This is a genomic window from Halomonas ventosae, from assembly GCF_004361885.1.
Taxonomy (GTDB): Bacteria; Pseudomonadota; Gammaproteobacteria; order Pseudomonadales; family Halomonadaceae; genus Halomonas; species Halomonas ventosae_C.
The window spans coordinates 14,055-30,798 of the sequence record NZ_SNWH01000015.1 but is presented as its reverse complement, the minus strand read 5'-3'; the positions used below and the strand labels follow the sequence as shown (position 1 = coordinate 30,798).

At 56.2% G+C, this 16,744-nt stretch carries 13 protein-coding genes and 2 pseudogenes; 8 read left to right on the top strand and 7 right to left on the bottom strand.

Annotation, left to right across the window (positions count from 1 at the left end; genetic code table 11):
• The first annotated feature begins 90 nt into the window (after positions 1–90).
• Positions 91–510, top strand: coding sequence for an Hg(II)-responsive transcriptional regulator (gene merR / locus DFO68_RS11390; RefSeq protein WP_432206838.1), 420 nt, complete (start codon positions 91–93; stop codon positions 508–510).
• Here merR and DFO68_RS11385 read toward each other — a convergent pair.
• From DFO68_RS11385 to DFO68_RS11370, 4 genes are all read right to left on the bottom strand, one after another.
• On the bottom strand, positions 479–1,111 hold the full coding sequence (locus DFO68_RS11385) for a class I SAM-dependent methyltransferase (RefSeq protein ID WP_229359162.1): 633 nt from the start codon (positions 1,109–1,111) through the stop codon (positions 479–481). The genes merR and DFO68_RS11385 overlap by 32 nt on opposite strands.
• Positions 1,112–1,166: 55 nt before the next feature.
• Complete coding sequence (locus DFO68_RS11380) at positions 1,167–2,819, bottom strand: multicopper oxidase family protein (RefSeq protein WP_023007337.1); 1,653 nt, start codon at positions 2,817–2,819, stop codon at positions 1,167–1,169.
• A gap of 38 nt (positions 2,820–2,857) precedes the next feature.
• Positions 2,858–5,257 carry a heavy metal translocating P-type ATPase gene (locus DFO68_RS11375; RefSeq protein WP_133483784.1) on the bottom strand — a complete coding sequence of 800 codons (2,400 nt, stop codon included), beginning with the start codon at positions 5,255–5,257 and terminating at the stop codon, positions 2,858–2,860.
• A 100-nt stretch (positions 5,258–5,357) separates the two neighbouring features.
• Complete coding sequence (locus DFO68_RS11370) at positions 5,358–6,080, bottom strand: cytochrome c biogenesis CcdA family protein (RefSeq protein WP_133483783.1); 723 nt, start codon at positions 6,078–6,080, stop codon at positions 5,358–5,360.
• A gap of 250 nt (positions 6,081–6,330) precedes the next feature.
• Between DFO68_RS11370 and DFO68_RS11365 the strand changes: the two genes are divergently transcribed.
• The 5 genes and pseudogenes from DFO68_RS11365 to DFO68_RS16005 form a co-directional block, all read left to right on the top strand.
• The gene (locus DFO68_RS11365; RefSeq protein WP_023007340.1) at positions 6,331–6,963 is read left to right on the top strand and encodes a peroxiredoxin; all 633 of its coding nucleotides are present in this window, start codon (positions 6,331–6,333) and stop codon (positions 6,961–6,963) included.
• An 82-nt stretch (positions 6,964–7,045) separates the two neighbouring features.
• Positions 7,046–7,453, top strand: a complete 408-nt coding sequence (locus DFO68_RS11360; RefSeq protein WP_087720525.1) for a heavy metal-responsive transcriptional regulator — start codon at positions 7,046–7,048, stop codon at positions 7,451–7,453.
• Between the two features lie 88 nt (positions 7,454–7,541).
• Positions 7,542–10,031, top strand: a complete 2,490-nt coding sequence (locus tag DFO68_RS11355) for a heavy metal translocating P-type ATPase (protein ID WP_133483782.1) — start codon at positions 7,542–7,544, stop codon at positions 10,029–10,031.
• A 26-nt stretch (positions 10,032–10,057) separates the two neighbouring features.
• Positions 10,058–10,198 carry a hypothetical protein gene (locus DFO68_RS15510; RefSeq protein WP_166637558.1) on the top strand — a complete coding sequence of 47 codons (141 nt, stop codon included), beginning with the start codon at positions 10,058–10,060 and terminating at the stop codon, positions 10,196–10,198.
• A pseudogene (locus tag DFO68_RS16005) lies at positions 10,198–10,419 on the top strand (transposase); the annotation flags it as partial. The gene DFO68_RS15510 and the pseudogene DFO68_RS16005, both read left to right, overlap by 1 nt.
• 224 nt (positions 10,420–10,643) lie before the next feature.
• Here the strand turns inward: DFO68_RS16005 and DFO68_RS11340 are convergent.
• Genes DFO68_RS11340 through DFO68_RS11330 form a run of 3 tightly spaced genes read right to left on the bottom strand, consistent with a single transcriptional unit; the run spans position 10,644 to position 15,066 of the window.
• The gene (locus tag DFO68_RS11340; protein ID WP_133483781.1) at positions 10,644–11,174 is read right to left on the bottom strand and encodes a hypothetical protein; all 531 of its coding nucleotides are present in this window, start codon (positions 11,172–11,174) and stop codon (positions 10,644–10,646) included.
• Complete coding sequence (locus DFO68_RS11335) at positions 11,174–13,168, bottom strand: hypothetical protein (protein ID WP_133483780.1); 1,995 nt, start codon at positions 13,166–13,168, stop codon at positions 11,174–11,176. Before DFO68_RS11335 ends, DFO68_RS11340 begins: the two co-directional genes overlap by 1 nt.
• On the bottom strand, positions 13,165–15,066 hold the full coding sequence (locus DFO68_RS11330; protein WP_133483779.1) for a hypothetical protein: 1,902 nt from the start codon (positions 15,064–15,066) through the stop codon (positions 13,165–13,167). Before DFO68_RS11330 ends, DFO68_RS11335 begins: the two co-directional genes overlap by 4 nt.
• A gap of 372 nt (positions 15,067–15,438) precedes the next feature.
• On the opposite strand from DFO68_RS11330, the pseudogene DFO68_RS11325 reads away from it, so the two are divergent.
• Together DFO68_RS11325 and DFO68_RS11320 are read left to right on the top strand one after the other, a co-directional pair.
• Positions 15,439–16,329 (top strand): annotated as a pseudogene (locus DFO68_RS11325) (helix-hairpin-helix domain-containing protein); the annotation flags it as partial.
• Complete coding sequence (locus tag DFO68_RS11320; RefSeq protein WP_133483777.1) at positions 16,326–16,595, top strand: YheU family protein; 270 nt, start codon at positions 16,326–16,328, stop codon at positions 16,593–16,595. The pseudogene DFO68_RS11325 and the gene DFO68_RS11320, both read left to right, overlap by 4 nt.
• Positions 16,596–16,744 lie beyond the last annotated feature (149 nt).

Here is a 16,744-nt window from a genome sequence, read left to right as displayed (position 1 = left end):
ATGACCTTGTTTACTGGGATAAGGTTACATCCGTAGTCAGATACGGAGTCAAGCGTCATGAAGAGACAGGGGGATAGAGTAGCGGGCACTATGACCATTGGTGGCCTGGCCAAGGCGGTTGGCGTCAATGTCGAGACCATCCGGTATTATCAGCGCCGTGGGCTACTCTCAGAGCCCGAACGTCCTGCCGGCAGTATTCGCCGCTATGGCACAGCCGACGTCGCGCGGCTGACCTTCGTCAAAACCGGGCAGCGGCTGGGCTTCAGCCTGGACGAGATTGCCGAGCTGTTGCGATTGGAGGATGGCACTCATTGCCAGGAGGCCAGCACCCTCGCCGAGCATAAACTGCGGGATGTCCGTGAGAAGGTCGCCAGCCTCCAGCGTATCGAGCGGACACTGGACGAACTTGTACAGGCGTGTCATGAACAGGAGGGAAGTATCACCTGCCCGCTGATTGCGTCCTTACATGAGGGCTCGATCACAGGGGAACAGCGGCTCCCCAGAAATTGAAGCCAGCGAACCGCGGAACTTTCGGTAGATAGCCCGTCTCCATTCGCTGGATACGGAAGCCAGCGTGCTCGATGAGCTCGGGGATGGCACGGTTGAGATGGCAGCCCCCCGCCACCTTGCGCCACAGGGGGTTGACGCGATCCTGCCACTGGCGCACGGCCTCATCAGGTGCCGTGCCGTGTTCGCAGAACAGCAGTTGGCCACCCGGCTTGAGCACGCGACGCATCTGCTCCAGCGCCCGGTGCCAGTCCGGAATCGTGCAAAGGGTGTAGGTGAGCACCACGGTATCGACACTGTTGTCGTCGAGAGGAACCTCCTCGCCCGGCAGGTCCAGCCAGCGCACCTCGAACGGTGCGCCGATGACGTTGTGGCGGGCCTTGCGTCGCATGCCTTCGGAAGGCTCGAGCCCCCAGACCAGCTCGACCCGGTCCGGATCGTAGTGGGGAATATTGAGCCCGGACCCCATACCCACCTCCAGAACACGGCCCCGGGCTTGCGGCACCACGGCCGCCCGCTGACGATCGACCACCGTGTTGCCACACGCCAGGTGGAGGAAATGCGGCAGAACACGATTCTCGTAGAAGGACATCTGTATCGTCATCCCGTGTGGTTGCCAGGTGATCGAAATACGGTGTGATCGAAACCAGACCGGTTCGTTATGCCACCACCTTGAAGTAGCGCATCATACCGGCATCCTCATGCTCCATGTTGTGGCAGTGGTACATGTAGAACCCCTCGAAGTCCTTGAAGGTCAGAGCGATGCGCACCCGTTCCTCTGGGAACACCAGCACCGTGTCATGCAATCCCGCGTCGATGATCCCATCGTGCAGGTCCGTCTTGCCGCCCGCCGATATCCGCTCCTGAACCAGGAATTGCAGTCCATGAACGTGCATGGGGTGCGGCATCATGGTGTTGTTGACGAACTCCCAGATCTCCGTCTGCGCCAGCCGGACGATCTCGTCATCTGCCACCGTCGCGCCCTCCATCTGCCGGCCGTTGATCGTGAACCCCTGCATCATGCGCATGCCCAGCTCGAAGCGGCGTACTGGCGTATCGGCCTGAACCGGGGAGGCCGGCAGGTCTTGAGCCAAGCGTTCCGGCAGGGTTTCCGCATCGTTCGCCCGTGCGACGACGGCGAAGGTAACTAGCGAGAGCCGCTCGCTTCCCATCATGTCGCGCATCATGCCTCGATCCATCATCTCGCCCATTCGATCACCCATCATCCCTCGATCCATCATGCCGCCCATTCGATCGCCCATCATGCCCCGGTCCATCATGTCGCCCATTCGCTCGCCCATCATGCCGAGTTGGTACTCCTCGCTCACCAGCTGTACGGACTCTCCCGGCTCGGTGTCGCCAAAATCGACCCACAGATCGATCCGTTGGGCCGGCGCCAGTGTGACCGAGCGGCGCCGCTCGGGCTTGGCGAGCAGGCCACCGTCGGTGCCGATGACGGTCACCGCCCGGCCATCGCTCCAGGCCAGCTTGTAGATGCGCGAGTTGGAGCCGTTGAGCAGGCGCAATCGATATGGCTGCGTGGACACCTCGCGTCGCGCGTCCGGGTGGCCGTTCACCAGTACCCGCTCCCCGCGAAAGCCCTGCATGCGGGTCATCATCGCCCCCATGCCACCATCGTCGATGTACTGAAGCTCATTGCCATTGCTAAAGGTGCGATCCTGCAGGATGAGGACCAGTTCCCGCTCTCCGTCGGGGAGCTCCAAGGCACGCTCGGCGTCGTCGTTGATGATCAGTGGACCGGCAAGGCCGGCGTAACTCTGAAAGCCGACCCGGCCACCGTTGGGGCCGTGAGGATGGGGGTGGTACCAGTACAGACCGGCGCGATCCACGACATCGAAGGCGAGCGTCGTGCTCGTCGCCGGAGCGATCGGCAGGCGCGGCTGACCGTCCATTTCTGGCGGCACGTGCAGCCCATGCCAGTGCACGGTGGTGTCTTCGGGGAGATCGTTGTCGATGCGTACCCGCAAGCGCTGACCACGACGCAGGCGAATCAATGGCCCCGTATAACTCTCACCCACGGGCGTCAGGGTATCTTCAGGCCCGACGATTCGCTCGGCCGTGTAGCGCCAGACGTCGCTGGGCGCACCGGGCAGGATAGCCACCTTGTCCGGGTGGGCTCGCACACGCAGGTCGACGTCGAAGGGCCCCTCCATGGCCGTCGACGCGGACGCCGCCCGCAGAGCGGGGCGATATCCCCCGAGCCATACCCCGGCCCCCACCAGGGTCGACAACGCCGCCACACCGCCGATGCGGCGCAATACGCTACGTCGCTGCAGGTCGACATAAGCCATGATGCTCCCCCTCTTCTATGGTTGTCGGCGGCCCCGGCTCATAGCTTGGCGGCGCGTAGCCTCAGTGCGTTGGCGATGACCGAGACCGAGCTCAGGCTCATCGCGGCGGCGGCGTAGATGGGACTGAGCAGCCAGCCGGTGAACGGAAACAGCACCCCGGCGGCCAGAGGCACCCCCAGGCTGTTGTAGACGAAGGCGAAAAACAGGTTCTGGCGGATATTGCGCATCACCCGGCGACTGAGATGGCGGGAGCGAACAATGCCGGAGAGATCCCCTCTCACCAGGGTCACCCCCGCGCTCTGGATGGCGACATCGGTCCCCGTGCCCATGGCGATACCGACGTCAGCCTCGGCCAGGGCGGGGGCGTCATTGACGCCGTCGCCGGCCATGGCGACCACGCGCCCGGCCTCGCGATGCTCGCGCACGATACGCCCCTTATCTTCCGGCAGTACGTCCGCTTCAATTTCGTCGATACCAAGTTGGCGCGCCACGGCTTCGGCGGTGGTACGGTTGTCGCCGGTGAGCATAACCAGGCGCAGGCCATCCTCTTTGAGCGTCCGGATCGCCTGTGCGGTGGTTTCCTTGATCGGGTCCGCGACACCGATGAGTCCCATGACCTGATCATCGGCCACCAGGAACATCACGGTTTGCCCTTCGGCTTGCAGCGTCTCGGCACGCTGCGTCCATTCCCGCGCCTCCACACCACGTGTTTCGAGCAGCCGGGCATTGCCAAGCGCAAGCTCGCGTCCTTCGACCCGACCGGTGACCCCCATGCCGGTCACCGCCTCGAAATCGCTGGCATCGCTCAGCTCGACATGATGCTCTTGCGCAGCACTGACAATGGCCTCGGCCAACGGATGTTCGCTGCCTCGCTCGAGGCTGCCGGCAAGTTGCAGCAACTGCGTTTCATCGCTGCCGGAAACGGGCTCGAGGGATACGACCCGGGGTTTACCCTCGGTGAGGGTGCCGGTCTTGTCGACGACCAGGGTGTCGACTTTCTCGAAACGTTCCAGTGCCTCGGCATTCTTGATCAACACGCCCGCCCGGGCCCCGCGACCGACCCCAACCTGGATCGACATCGGCGTCGCCAAGCCGAGCGCACAGGGACACGCGATGATCAGCACCGATACCGCGGCGATCACCGCGTAGGCCATCGCCGGCGGTGGCCCCCAGATCCCCCAGGCAATAAATGCCAGGATCGCCACGGTAACCACCGCGGGGACGAAATAGCCGGCGACCACGTCGGCAAGCCGCTGCACGGGCGGCTGCGAACGCTGCGCTTCGGCCACCATCTCCGCGATCTTCGAAAGCACCGTGTCCTCGCCGACCTTGTCGGCGCGCATGACGAAGCTGCCCTGACCATTCACGGTGCCGCCGATGACCGTGTCGCCCTCGCGCTTCTCGACGGGAAGGGACTCCCCGGTCACCATCGACTCGTCCAGCGTGCTGTGGCCCTCGAGCACCTCGCCATCGACCGGCACCTTGTCACCGGGGCGTACCCGTAGACGGTCACCGGTACACAGCTCGTCGAGCGAGACCTCCTCGTCATTGCCCTCGGCATCGATGCGTCGTGCGGTCGGCGGCGCGAGATCGAGGATCGCGCGCAGCGCACTGCCGGTCTTCTCGCGGGCGCGGGCCTCGATCACTTGACCGAGCAGGATCAGCACGACGATCACCGCCGCCGCCTCGAAATACACGCCGACCGAGCCATCGGCGTCACGGAAAGTGGCCGGGAAGACCGCCGGGGCGAGCGTGGCGACGACACTGTAGCCATAGGCCGCCCCCACACCGAGGGCGATCAGCGTGAACATGTTGAGGTTGCGGGAGACGAGAGACCTCCAGCCACGCAGGAAGAATGGCCATCCGGCCCATAGCACCACGGGCGTAGCAAAGATCAGTTCGATCCAGTGCCCGCCGCCGGCGGGCAGCACCTCGTCCAACCCAGGGCCGATGCCGGGCAGCATACTGCCCATGGCGACGAACAGTACCGGCAGCGTCAGCAGGCCGCCCACCCAGAAACGTCGGAACATGTCGAGGAACTCGGCGCTGCGTTCCTCTCCGGAAACGCGGGTGGGCTCGAGTGCCATGCCACACTTGGGGCAGTCGCCGGGCTCATCCTGCCGCACCTCCGGATGCATGGGGCAGGTATACTGGACCCTCGACGGTGGTTGCGGCTTGACGGGTTCCAGCGCCATGCCGCACTTGGGACACTCCCCCGGCTCGTCGCTCTCCACGCCAGAACACATGGGGCAGAAATAATTGGCCTTGCCACTGGGCTTCGACGCAGCCGCCGAGGTGGCGGCAAGCACGACGCCCGGATCCCCGCGAAAGTGCTCGGCGCACTGCTTGCTACAGAAATGGTAACGCTCACCGCGATGCTCGACGCTCTCCGTCGAGGCGGGATCGACGCTCATGCCACAAACGGGGTCTTTTTCCATGACGAACCCTCCATTGTACAAAAGGTTCCTGTTGCGTGGTCGGTGGCCTTTCTCCTCGCTGATATGAACAGGTTACACCTTGCCACCGCCGCCGACCCGACTACCCCAGTGTCGCCAGCGAGGGAAACCAGTCGACCATGATGCTGGAAAGCCGCGTCATGGTGCCCGAGACGATGGCGATGCCCATCAGGATCACGATCGTGCCGGCAACTGGGCGAGCATAGGCGCTCCACCTACCCAGACTTTGCCGATGCAGGGCGAATCGATTGATCAGCAGGGTGCTGGCGAGAAAAGGCAGCGCCAGGCCCGCCGAGTAGGCGCTGAGATAGAGCATGCCGGCCTGGGCACTGGCGGCGCTGGAGGTGGCCATCAGGATGGCGCCCAGGATGGGGCCGATACAGGGCGTCCAGCCGATGGCGAAGGAGACCCCGAACACCGTCGCCGACAGCGGGGAGCCACCCTGGACCTTCGGTGTGAACTGAAGGGTGCGCTGGAACAGCGGCAACCGGAACACACCGGTCATGAACAGGCCCAGCACGATCACCGCCGAGCCGGCGACCCAGTTGAATTCCTGGCGATACCCCCGCATCAGCTGGCCGATACCACTGGCGCCGAGTCCCAACAGGATGAACACGATGCTGAAGCCGAAGACGAAGAAGGCACTGAGGATCAATGCCTCCAGGCGTCTATCGGCCTTGCCGGCACTCCCGCCCGTGACCACCGACAGGTAGGCCGGCAACAGCGGCAAGGTGCAGGGCGAGAAGAAGGAGACCAACCCGCCGGCGAAGGCACCGATCAGACCGATAGAAGAGAGAGATTCCAAGGCGTTACGCTTCCTGGGGGGCAAGGTGCTGGGCGCGAAGCAGCCTGGGGCCAGCCGCCTGCTTCGCATTTGGTTCGGCGGATGATTCTAAAGGTTGTGTCTACCTCAAGGTCAATCACGAATAAATGACTATCGATATAATCTAAAGAGATAACCCACCTTCCTTCGAAAGCCCTTGACCTTAAAGTTGACTTCAAGGTTATCGTGCGTAGTGCATCATCCGACACTTGCCATAGATAAGGATAGCGAGATGACCCTACAGCTAGGGGAGATAGCTCCCGATTTCACGGTCGAATCCACCGAAGGCACGCTTGGCTTTCATCAGTGGCTGGGCAAGGACTGGGCCGTGCTGTTCTCGCACCCCGCCGATTATACGCCAGTCTGCACCACGGAACTGGGCGCATTTGCCAGGCGCAAGGACGAGTTCGCCGCGCGTGGTGTCAAGCTGGTGGGGGTGTCGGTCGACCCCCTCGCTTCTCACCACGACTGGGCGGAGGATATCGAGCAGACCCAGGGCGCGGCCCTGAACTACCCCCTGCTGGCGGACGCGGACCAGGTGGTGGCTCAGTTGTATGGAATGATCCATCCGAAAGCCGACCCCAAGGTGACGGTGCGTACCGTCTTCATTATCGATTCCGACAAGAAAATCCGCCTGACCTTGACCTACCCGCCCAGCACCGGGCGTAACGTCGACGAGATCCTGCGGGTCATCGACTCGCTCCAGCTAACCGACAAGCACAAGGTGGCCACACCCGTCGACTGGCAAAACGGTGACGATGTCATCATCTTGCCGTCGCTCTCGGATGACGACGCTAAAGAACGTTTCCCCGAGGGTTGGAACGCCAAGACGTCCTACCTGCGAGTCGTGCGTCAACCGGACTAACGGAGCCACGGCTCGCGAATCAGGCCGCCTGTCCCAGACGGCCTGTCGGAAGCTCCGATTCACAGTGTCGTGAGGTGAAGCCATGCAAACACTCAGTATCGGCGAGCTTGCCGAACGCAGCGGGGTCGCCAGCCAGGCGATTCGTTTCTACGAGAAAGAGAAACTCATGCCCGCCCCCCAGCGGACGGACGCCAATTATCGGCGTTATCCCCTGGATGCCGTGGCCAGGCTGCAATTCATCGTCCATGCCAAGCAGTGGGGCTTCACGCTCGAGGAAATCCGTGAGCTGTTGATCCTCCAGGATGCCAACGGCGACCGGGCGCAGGCCAAGCGCATCGCCGGAGAGAAACTGCACAAGATCCGCGAGCAAATTCGACATCTCTCGCGGATCGAGGCCGTGTTGTCGAAAACACTCGACGAATGTGCGGGCGAAGGGCCGATGCAGGAAGGCTGCCCGATCGTCGAGGCCATCGCCGAGAAGGCCGAATGAGCGACATCGTCGCCTCCGGCAGTGTAACGCCGGAGTCCCGAAGCGCGCACGCCGGGCCGGCAGGTAACTAAGCCAGGAGACCACAGTAATGACGGAAAACGTCGATATCGAGATTCGGGGTATGTCCTGTGCGTCCTGCGTCGGACGGGTGGAGCGGGCCCTCGGCCAGCAGCCGGGCGTGATTAACGCTCAGGTGAACCTGGCCACCCAGAAGGCGACGATCCAGATGGAGGGAGGCTCCACGACGGCCAGCCTGCTCGACGCTATCGAAACGGCGGGCTATCAGCCGGTGGTGGAGAGCCTCGAGATTCCCGTCACCGGCATGAGCTGCGGATCCTGCGTCTCGCGGATAGAACGAGCGCTCGGCAAGCTGCCCGGCATGGTGGAGGTGAGTGTCAATCTCGCCACCCAGAAGGCCTTCGTCCGTTTCCTGCCGGGGACCGTATCGCTGGCACGCATTCAGCATGCCATCCGCGAGGCGGGCTATGAACCGCAGGAAACCGAGTCGCAGCAGCAGGCGGACGACGAGGATCGCGAGGGACGACAGCTTCTCCACCGGGTCATGCTCGCGGCAGTGCTCACCATCCCGGTGGTCATCATCGCCATGGGAAAAGTGATTCCCGCCTTTGATGCGCTCTTGGCGAGCATGATGCCGCATCGCGGCTGGATGGGCGTCGAGTGGCTGCTGACCACGCCCGTGCAGTTCTATGCCGGGGCACGCTTCTATCGCGGTGGCTATGCCGAACTCCGGCATCTCAACCCGGGCATGAACAGTCTGGTCATGATCGGCTCGAGCGCCGCCTACTTCTATTCGGTCGCCGCCCTGCTGGTGCCCGGCTTTTTCCCGGCTGGTACCGCCGTGAGCTACTTCGAGGCGGCAGCGGTGATCGTGACGCTGATCCTGTTGGGACGCTACTTCGAGCACATCGCCAAAGGCCGCACCTCCGAGGCGATCAAGAAGCTCCTGCAGTTGCAGGCAAAAACCGCCCGCGTCATTCGCGATGGTGAAGCGGTCGAGGTGCCGATCGAGGCCGTCGTGCCCGGTGATCGCATCCTGGCCCGCCCGGGCGAGCGCATCCCGGTGGATGGCATCGTTGAGGAAGGCCATTCCTTCGTCGACGAGTCGATGATCAGTGGCGAACCGGTACCGGTTGCCAAGCAGCAGGATGCCGAAGTCGTCGGCGGCACCATCAACAAGAACGGCGCGCTTACCTTCCGCGCCACGCGGGTCGGTGCCGACACCGTGCTGTCGCAGATCGTCAAGATGGTGGAAGCGGCCCAGGCCGAGAAGCCCCCGATCCAGCAACTGGCCGACAAGATCGCCGGGGTGTTCGTGCCCGCAGTGATCGTCATCGCCCTGATCACTTTCGGGGTGTGGTTCGCCTTCGGGCCGGCCCCGGCGCTGTCCTTCGCCTTCGTTACCACGGTGAGCGTGCTGCTGATCGCCTGCCCCTGCGCGATGGGCCTGGCCACCCCGACCGCGATCATGGTCAGTACCGGCAAGGGGGCCGAGATAGGAGTGCTGTTTCGCAAGGGCGCGGCGCTTGAGACGTTGGCCAAGATGGATACCGTCGTGCTCGACAAGACCGGCACCCTGACTCAGGGGCGACCCGAGCTGACCGACTTCGAAGTGATCGAGGGGCACGAGAACGAGGTGCTTCGCCTTGTCGCGGCGGTGGAAGCCCAGAGCGAACACCCCATCGCCGAGGCCATCGTGCGTGGTGCCCGAGCACGTGGACTCGAGCTGCCGGCCGTCAGCCATTTCAGCGCCGAGCCGGGCTACGGCATCGAAGCCGACGTCGCCGGTCACCGGCTTCACATAGGGGCCGATCGCTACATGAACCGGCTCGGGATTGGGCTCGGCAAGGCGGAAGAGCGCGCCAAGGCGCTTGCCGAGGATGCCAAGAGCCCCCTCTATGCCGCGGTGGACGGCCGACTCGCCGCGGTCATCGCGGTGGCCGATCCGCTCAAGGAGGGCTCGGTCGAAGCCATTTCAGCACTCAAGGCGCAGGGGCTGGAGGTGGCCATGCTCACCGGCGACAACCGTGGTACGGCCGACGCCATCGCTCGTCAAGTTGGCATTCAGCGCGTATTCGCCGAGGTGTTGCCTGACCAGAAGGCGGACGAGATCAAGCGACTACAGGCCGAGGGCGGCAAGGTCGCCTTCGTGGGCGACGGGATCAACGATGCCCCGGCGTTGGCGCAGGCCGACGTGGGCATCGCCATCGGTACCGGGACGGATATCGCCATCGAGGCCGGCGACGTAGTGCTGATGCGTGGCGACCTGAGGGGAATCGTCAATGCCGTGGCGCTCTCCAAGCGTACCCACCGGACCATCATCGGGAATTTCGTCTGGGCCTATGGCTACAACGTGGCGCTGATCCCCGTGGCGGCGGGCGTGCTCTATCCGTTCATCGGCGTATTGCTCAGCCCCATGCTGGCGGCAGCCGCCATGAGCGTCTCCAGCGTCTTCGTGTTGACCAACTCGTTGCGGCTACGCCGCTTCACGCCGGATATCGATGACGCTTCGCCGGTGACGAGCGGTGAACCCCAGACAGGTCAAGTCCACCAGGCCTAAGCAGCGAAAGTCAACAGGAGACCAGGATGATGGGAAGCGAAGCATGCACGTGGGGGATGGCGGGGATGGGGCTCATTTCCATCCTGCTGATTATTGCGTTGGTGCTTGGCGTCGCCGCGCTCGCCAAGTATCTGTTCTTCGGAAAGAAGCGTGACAGGCATCGATAGCCACCATCCCGAAGGGCCAAAAGGAAGTCTGGAGCGATCTGGTCAGGGCAGTGGGAAACTGGCGCGAAGAGACCATGACCTACTTCGAGACGGACATGCCCGTCACCAACGCTTACACGGAGTCCATCAACCGACTGGCCAAGGACAAGAACCGTGAAGGGCGCGGTTACTCCTTCGAGGTGATGCGGGCACGAATGCTCTACACCACGAAGCACAAGAAGAAGAAGGCACCGACTGCGAAGGTCTCTCCTTTCTACAAGAAAACCATCGGTTACGGACTGCCGGACTTCGCAGAGGAACTCAACTACGGAGTCGATCTATCAACCATCTGAGGGTGGTATCAGATTGATGGGGTGAAGGTGCCCCATCAACCATTAAATCCGTATACCCATTATAAATAATTCTACAATATGTGCGGTATTGTTTTCTATCCGAAAAATCCTAACTAATCATTTTTATCTATAGATTTTAGCCTGTTTTCACCTAATATTGCAGCTTGTTCAGAAATAAATTCTTGCTTGGATAGTTGAATGCTTGTTTGCTCAGTGTTTTTTTCGGCGATATACATATAAGACCTATATACCTCGGCAAGAGCGTTACGAAGCAAGTTGTTCTCTTTTTCAAGCTCTTTTATTCGTTCCCTCAACGGGTTATTCGATAGCCCCTTGGGGGGCATAGTTCTATAGGTAATGTTGTTAACCTTTTTAATGGCAGCAAGCAACTGCTCTAAAGCCATCTGGTTGTGATTAGCATATGCTGTATTTCTCGAGTAACCTAGAACCTGAATTTTTTCGTCATGCCAACTATGGACTGCGACTTCCGAAACTTTCCCACTTTTTCCTTTTATGGCCTCTGGGATTTCTTCAATAGACTGAATTTCATTTAACAGCTTAGCTTTTCTAAGGATAGATTTTGTTATTGCCCTTTTGCGTTCTATGACATGCCCTGAGGTTTCCCCTCTTTTAAACATAGCCATTATTGTTCCTCCTGTGCGTTACTGAAATAAAAAAATATATCTTCTCCATCTATCCTATGGAACCTTACTTCTTGCCCTGTATTCTTTTGGTGCTCCTCAATCATATGGTGAACGAGCTCTTCAAGAACTGTTGATACATTAGTTTGTGCTCTAGCATTCGTGACTATTTCTTTAATCGTTTCGTCTGAATTTATTTGTTTATGCAGGTTGGAAGCGATGCGGGCAATTGTCCTTTTGGCTTCTTCTAACCACTCATCAGTGGGTGAAATCTCCGCATAATGAAATGTTTGATCTAGGTGTGCGTGCCCCATAAACCATGAAAGTTCTTCGAGTCCAAGGTCATGTGAGAAGTTAAAGTATAGCACTGCAAATAATCGCCTGAATTGATGAGTTGATGGGTACCATCTTTCTCCATTTTTAGTGGGGGAGTCAATCCAGTCCTGAAAAAAACATATGTAGGAATTTGCTGTGTCAAGACCTAAAGGCGTAAGCGCGCTGTATAAAATTCTCTTAGTGTGACTGTAAGAATGTACTGCCCTCGCTGACAATAGTTGGTTAAATAAATATGCCTCAGTATCTTGAGTAATTTCAGATTTCCATTTCTCAAGCTCACATGATAGAGCTGCAAATTCTAATCCATAGTCATGAATAATATCTGGAATTGGTCGATAAACTTCTTCAAGATCAAAGCGTTCAGAGCTTTTTGGTATTCTTATTTTTAAGTCAAATAAACCATCAATGGGTGAGCAGATAAAGCAGTCTCTACGTAGAGATCGTAGTGATGTGCTTCTTCCAGCTGAAAAGCTAGCAAGAATTATCCACATGGCTGCACAGTAAAGTGATATTGCTTGGGCAAAGGTTAAACCGTCTTTCCATTTATTGAAAGGTTTACCATAATCTAAATTTCGAACTGATACGATGTTAAGATCGATTAGAGAAGATGGTTGATTAGTTGTCGAAAATAACTCATCTTGAAGCTTCTTAAGAAGGTGTGTACTGGTATCCCTTGTATATGAATAGTGAGATATAAGCCTTTTTTCATTGCTCATGAGATTTGAAGCATACTCTCTGAGGCCAGGGCCGAATCTACGAACAAAACTCAAAGAATTTGATAACGAATGCAGCGCAATATCAACTGGGATTAGTTTAGTTTTTTGCGGCTCCAGCATAGTTTTGAACACTGCGTGTCCAGACGAAAATATTGTCATTGCTGAATGACTAAACTTATATTTTTGCGCTCTTTTAGCTACATAAAGAGATTCTATTTGAGATATAGTGTTAGAAATTGTTTTTTCCTTAGGGTCTAAGGAAAAATGCACATTATCAAGTGATGCTTGAAAGTGCTCTCGTTTCTCCCATATGAGTGACCTGAATGGCACGTAGTTTTTAGATAAGTACATTGTTACTTTATGCTTGATGCTTTTGAGTTTTCTCGTAGTGACTGCAAGTCTGGTTTGGATGTACTCCCAGTCCACATCTGATTTTTTCGTGTAACTACCGTGTATGATATTTAGGCACGCATCAAACTCGATTTGCGTGACACTAAATGATAATAAGTAATCTTTTATATCATCAATTGTGATCTCGCTAAGGTTAATAATTAATGGAGAGTTATTTTTATGTCGTAATTCATTTGCATGAAGCACAAGGTTTGTGGCAGTAATTAATATTGCTCGGCCACGTAAAGGGCGAGTTATTCTTCCTATCAAATTTAAGTAAAGAATACTGTTTCGAATATCTTTATTTAGGGTGATGTATCTTGAGTCAGTCAAGTAGACTCCAGGTGCAATAAGCCTATGGAACGATAGGCTATCTGTTTTTCCTGACCTGTCCTCATTGGACAAAGGAAAACCTGTCCTGGCTAGCGTCCAAACATCATCTTTTACACTGTTATTAATCATCCAGCGGGGCTTTGGAAAATCCTCTTGAGCAATGGCTTTATCTTCTTCATTATGATTTAATAATTCTTTAAAAGCACTTTCTTCATTCTTCATTTTTGCTCTCCTTTTGGTTCTTCCTGAATGGCTATGTGTGCTTTTCTGAGCATTTGCTTAAACAAGATCGAGCCTTCAGAAATCTTGGCTATTGCTGTTTGGCATTTTTCTTTAAGCTCATCATCTTTGCCTTTTTTTGCATATTTAAGTGCGATGGCAATATTTTTTTCAGACACTTTGAAATAAACTTTTTTTTCGTCCTCGGTGCCTTTTTCTTTTTTTGACATGGAGTCAAATAAAACTCCTCCCATGTCTGGGTTGTTGAATAAGGCTTCGGCCATATTCTCTAGTCTTTCACTAGATATGCCCAGGGCTTTGGCAATGCTCTTTTCATTGTCAGCGTCAGACGCAAGTATAAGGAGCATGTTCTGAAAAGACCTTATCTTAACCCTATATATTAATTCAGTTAGCTGGGGAGGGATGTATCTATCTAGAGTTGTTTTAACGCTATTCCCTAAGTAAGAAGCGGTTTTTAAAACATCTCCACGTGAAGATATATATAGTAGTATTGCTTTTGATGTTCGGATTTTCTTAAGTGTTGCATCTGGTAGAGAAGGGTGCGATAGCCTTGCTTCTACGCAGATTTTGTTGAACTGGTATTGGAATGCTTCAGGAGTTGGCAGTGTCGCACCATCTTTTGTTAGACATAACCATAGCTCATTTCTGCTTAAGATTTTGCGAATTTTAGCAGTCATTTCAAGAGCCATTCGTAAACAAGCAGCTGCATCTATTTCGTGCGGAGCTAGCCTGTTCAGCTCATCCAGGCTTCCATAAGCTTCCTTCGTTTGAATTTTTCTCGCTCTTGGTTTTAAGGCCCTTAACCGAACTGTTCCTTCATTAGTTACCTGGACATACTCTTTGCCACGGTTGTCGCTGTTTATCTTTACTCTGTATAAAGAATATGGGTTGATTCCTAGTTCTTCCGTTATTATTATTTGCATTGCGGAGGCAGTCTTGGATGTCAAGCCGAGATAGGGGAGGTGTTCAGGTTTCTTTTTTAAGTAAGGTACTTTGGGTAAAGGGGTGTTTACCAGTAGTCGGTCGAAATAAAAATCCAATGCTGCAATCGTGTTCTCAAAATACAAGGGGCGTATTGGATTAAATGGACTAACGCCATTCCTTTTTTTTCCGCCTGGATTGTCTTTTAATAAATGGTGAGGGTGAGGCAAAAATTCGCGACATTCGCTAAGGTTTATTATTTCATCTTTCTTTAGGAATTTTTCATACTCTCCATGGACTACTTTTTGTGCTGAACTTACAAGCCCACTTAAATTTTTAGAAATATCCTTCTGGAGATTGTCTAAGAAGTCATGTGAATTTTTGTGAGGACGTCGTGGCAAATTTGTGTAGATATCTATCTTAGATATTATTGGGTTGTTTGCGCGAATCCTTTGAGTCGCAACACCACGTTTCATGTTTCCGGGCAACTCGGTTTCATTCGGTAGTAGGTTGTGCTCTATAAGGACTCTGAACGAATTTTTTAAATTTTGAAAAAGGCCATATGCAGTATTCCTTTGGTATTTGTCGAGAAGGCTGTCCCTAAATGCTGAAAGCTCACCTCTGATTAAATCTGGATTGTTATACCAGTGTTCGGAAGAAGAATGTATTTGTGGTAGGAATTCAGATAGCGGTAGGCGATGATGTTTAGGGTTCTTCTTAGATGAAATGTGCTCAACGAGACGTTGGGCGATTTCTTTAGTGCAGCATTTTTTTAGGACATTTAAAAAAACATCTCCAGCACGAGGAGAGGTAGACAGTTTTCTCTTTATTTCGTGTGGTATGAGAGTTTTTCGATAGTTGAAATATTCTTCTTCACTATAAATTTTAATTTTAAGAGAATCTGTCGTTTTTATAAGGCCTAGTTTTGATGCCTGCCCAAGCGCGACGTCAAGTTGCATAAGCCTAGCGTGCGCGGTACTGTAAGTATGTGCTTGGCAAATATGCGAGCAAATTAGATAAACTTTTCTTTCGATTGCATTATCATTCTCTGTGGACCGTTCCATTAGATATGGGAGAAACTGGCACATTAATTTAAGCAGGCTTGAGCGGTATGCTTTATTGTGTTCACTCAAGCTGCCGACAATTAGGTCCAGTGTTTTTTTATGCATTATCGTGGACAAAAAGTCTATTTTTTCATCATATGTCATTTTTTTGCCTTAATGAACCTTTCAAATACTGATAATGCAAGAGTTTTCTTTGATACGCAATTGATTAATAGAGGTTTTTTCTCAATGTCTCTAGTTGAACAATCGATGCCATGGCGACACTTTGAAGTCATTCCCCAGGTGATCCGGGTGCTGGAGGAGTACCGTCCGGCCGATGCGCGGGCGATCGTCTTCCCCGAGCACTGTCCGGCCTGTGGGGCGCAGATCGAGCATCTGCAAGGCGAGGTGGTGGCGCGCTGCTCCGGGGGCCTCTCGTGTCCTGCCCAGCGCAAGGAGGCCCTCAAGCACCTGGCCTCTCGCCGGGCGCTGGATATCGATGGTCTGGGCGAGAAACTGATCGACCAACTGGTCGAGCGCGACTGGGTGAAGAGTCCGGCGGATCTCTTCCGGCTCGAGGCCGGGCGTCTCGCCGAGTTGCCGCGCATGGGCCAGAAGTCCGCCGAGAACCTAGTGGCAGCACTCGAGAAGGCCAAGCGCACGACGCTGCCGCGCTTCATCTTCGCGTTGGGCATTCGTGAGGTGGGGGAAGCCACAGCCGTCAACCTCGCGCGCCACTTTGGTACCCTGGAGGCGCTGATGGAGGCTGATATCGAGGCACTGGAGGCCGTGGAAGACGTGGGCCCCGTGGTCGCCGCTCATGTGCATACCTTCTTCCGCCAGCCCCACAACCGCGAGACCATCGACGACCTGATCGCCTGCGGGTTGAGCTGGGAGGACGAGCAGATAGTCGGCGAACGCCCCCAGCCGCTGGTCGGGCAGCGCTGGGTGCTCACCGGCACCCTGGAGAGCATGACCCGCGACGAGGGCAAGGCACGACTCCAGGCCCTGGGCGCCAAGGTGACAGGCAGCGTCTCGCGCAAGACGGCCTGCGTGGTGGCTGGCGAGGCCGCCGGCAGCAAGCTGGACAAGGCCGAGCAGATGGGGGTCGAGATCATCGACGAGACGACCTTCCTGGAGCGCCTGGAGCGCTGGGAGAAGGGGGAGGGCAGCCCATGAACAGCGAACGCTTCATCGAGGTGCCCTTCCGCATGTTGCCGGGTGAGACCCTCGACGCCCTGCTGGAGGCCTTCGTCACCCGTCAGGGCTACGATACCACCGACACGGGCGAGGGCATGGCAGGCTGGGTTGCTGAGCTCAAGGCCCAGCTCGCGCGCAACGAGTTGCTGATCGTCCATGACCTGGAGACCCAGAGCACCGAGGTGATGACGCTTGCCCAGTGGCGGGCCTTCGGCCGCAACCTGGCAGACGACGAGGAGGGCTGAGGGTCTGACCCACCGACATCGTCCGTAGCGAAGCGCGGATCGAAGCCCGGTCGGCTGGATGGCCACCGTCGGACATGCAACTGTCAGCGAGATGTCATCCAAACCAGGGATCATTCTCGGAGTCGATCAATGATGTCGGCCTTCGCCAG

Bases quoted from the DNA above. Each gene is read 5' to 3' on its own strand.
- merR (WP_432206838.1), top strand. From the start codon at position 91: ATGACCATTGGTGGCCTGGCCAAGGCGGTTGGCGTCAATGTCGAGACC.
- DFO68_RS11385 (WP_229359162.1), bottom strand. From the start codon at position 1,111: ATGACGATACAGATGTCCTTCTACGAGAATCGTGTTCTGCCGCATTTC.
- DFO68_RS11380 (WP_023007337.1), bottom strand. From the start codon at position 2,819: ATGGCTTATGTCGACCTGCAGCGACGTAGCGTATTGCGCCGCATCGGC.
- DFO68_RS11375 (WP_133483784.1), bottom strand. From the start codon at position 5,257: ATGGAAAAAGACCCCGTTTGTGGCATGAGCGTCGATCCCGCCTCGACG.
- DFO68_RS11365 (WP_023007340.1), top strand. From the start codon at position 6,331: ATGACCCTACAGCTAGGGGAGATAGCTCCCGATTTCACGGTCGAATCC.
- DFO68_RS11360 (WP_087720525.1), top strand. From the start codon at position 7,046: ATGCAAACACTCAGTATCGGCGAGCTTGCCGAACGCAGCGGGGTCGCC.
- DFO68_RS11355 (WP_133483782.1), top strand. From the start codon at position 7,542: ATGACGGAAAACGTCGATATCGAGATTCGGGGTATGTCCTGTGCGTCC.
- DFO68_RS15510 (WP_166637558.1), top strand. From the start codon at position 10,058: ATGATGGGAAGCGAAGCATGCACGTGGGGGATGGCGGGGATGGGGCTC.
- DFO68_RS11340 (WP_133483781.1), bottom strand. From the start codon at position 11,174: ATGGCTATGTTTAAAAGAGGGGAAACCTCAGGGCATGTCATAGAACGC.
- DFO68_RS11335 (WP_133483780.1), bottom strand. From the start codon at position 13,168: ATGAAGAATGAAGAAAGTGCTTTTAAAGAATTATTAAATCATAATGAA.
- DFO68_RS11330 (WP_133483779.1), bottom strand. From the start codon at position 15,066: ATGCAACTTGACGTCGCGCTTGGGCAGGCATCAAAACTAGGCCTTATA.
- DFO68_RS11320 (WP_133483777.1), top strand. From the start codon at position 16,326: ATGAACAGCGAACGCTTCATCGAGGTGCCCTTCCGCATGTTGCCGGGT.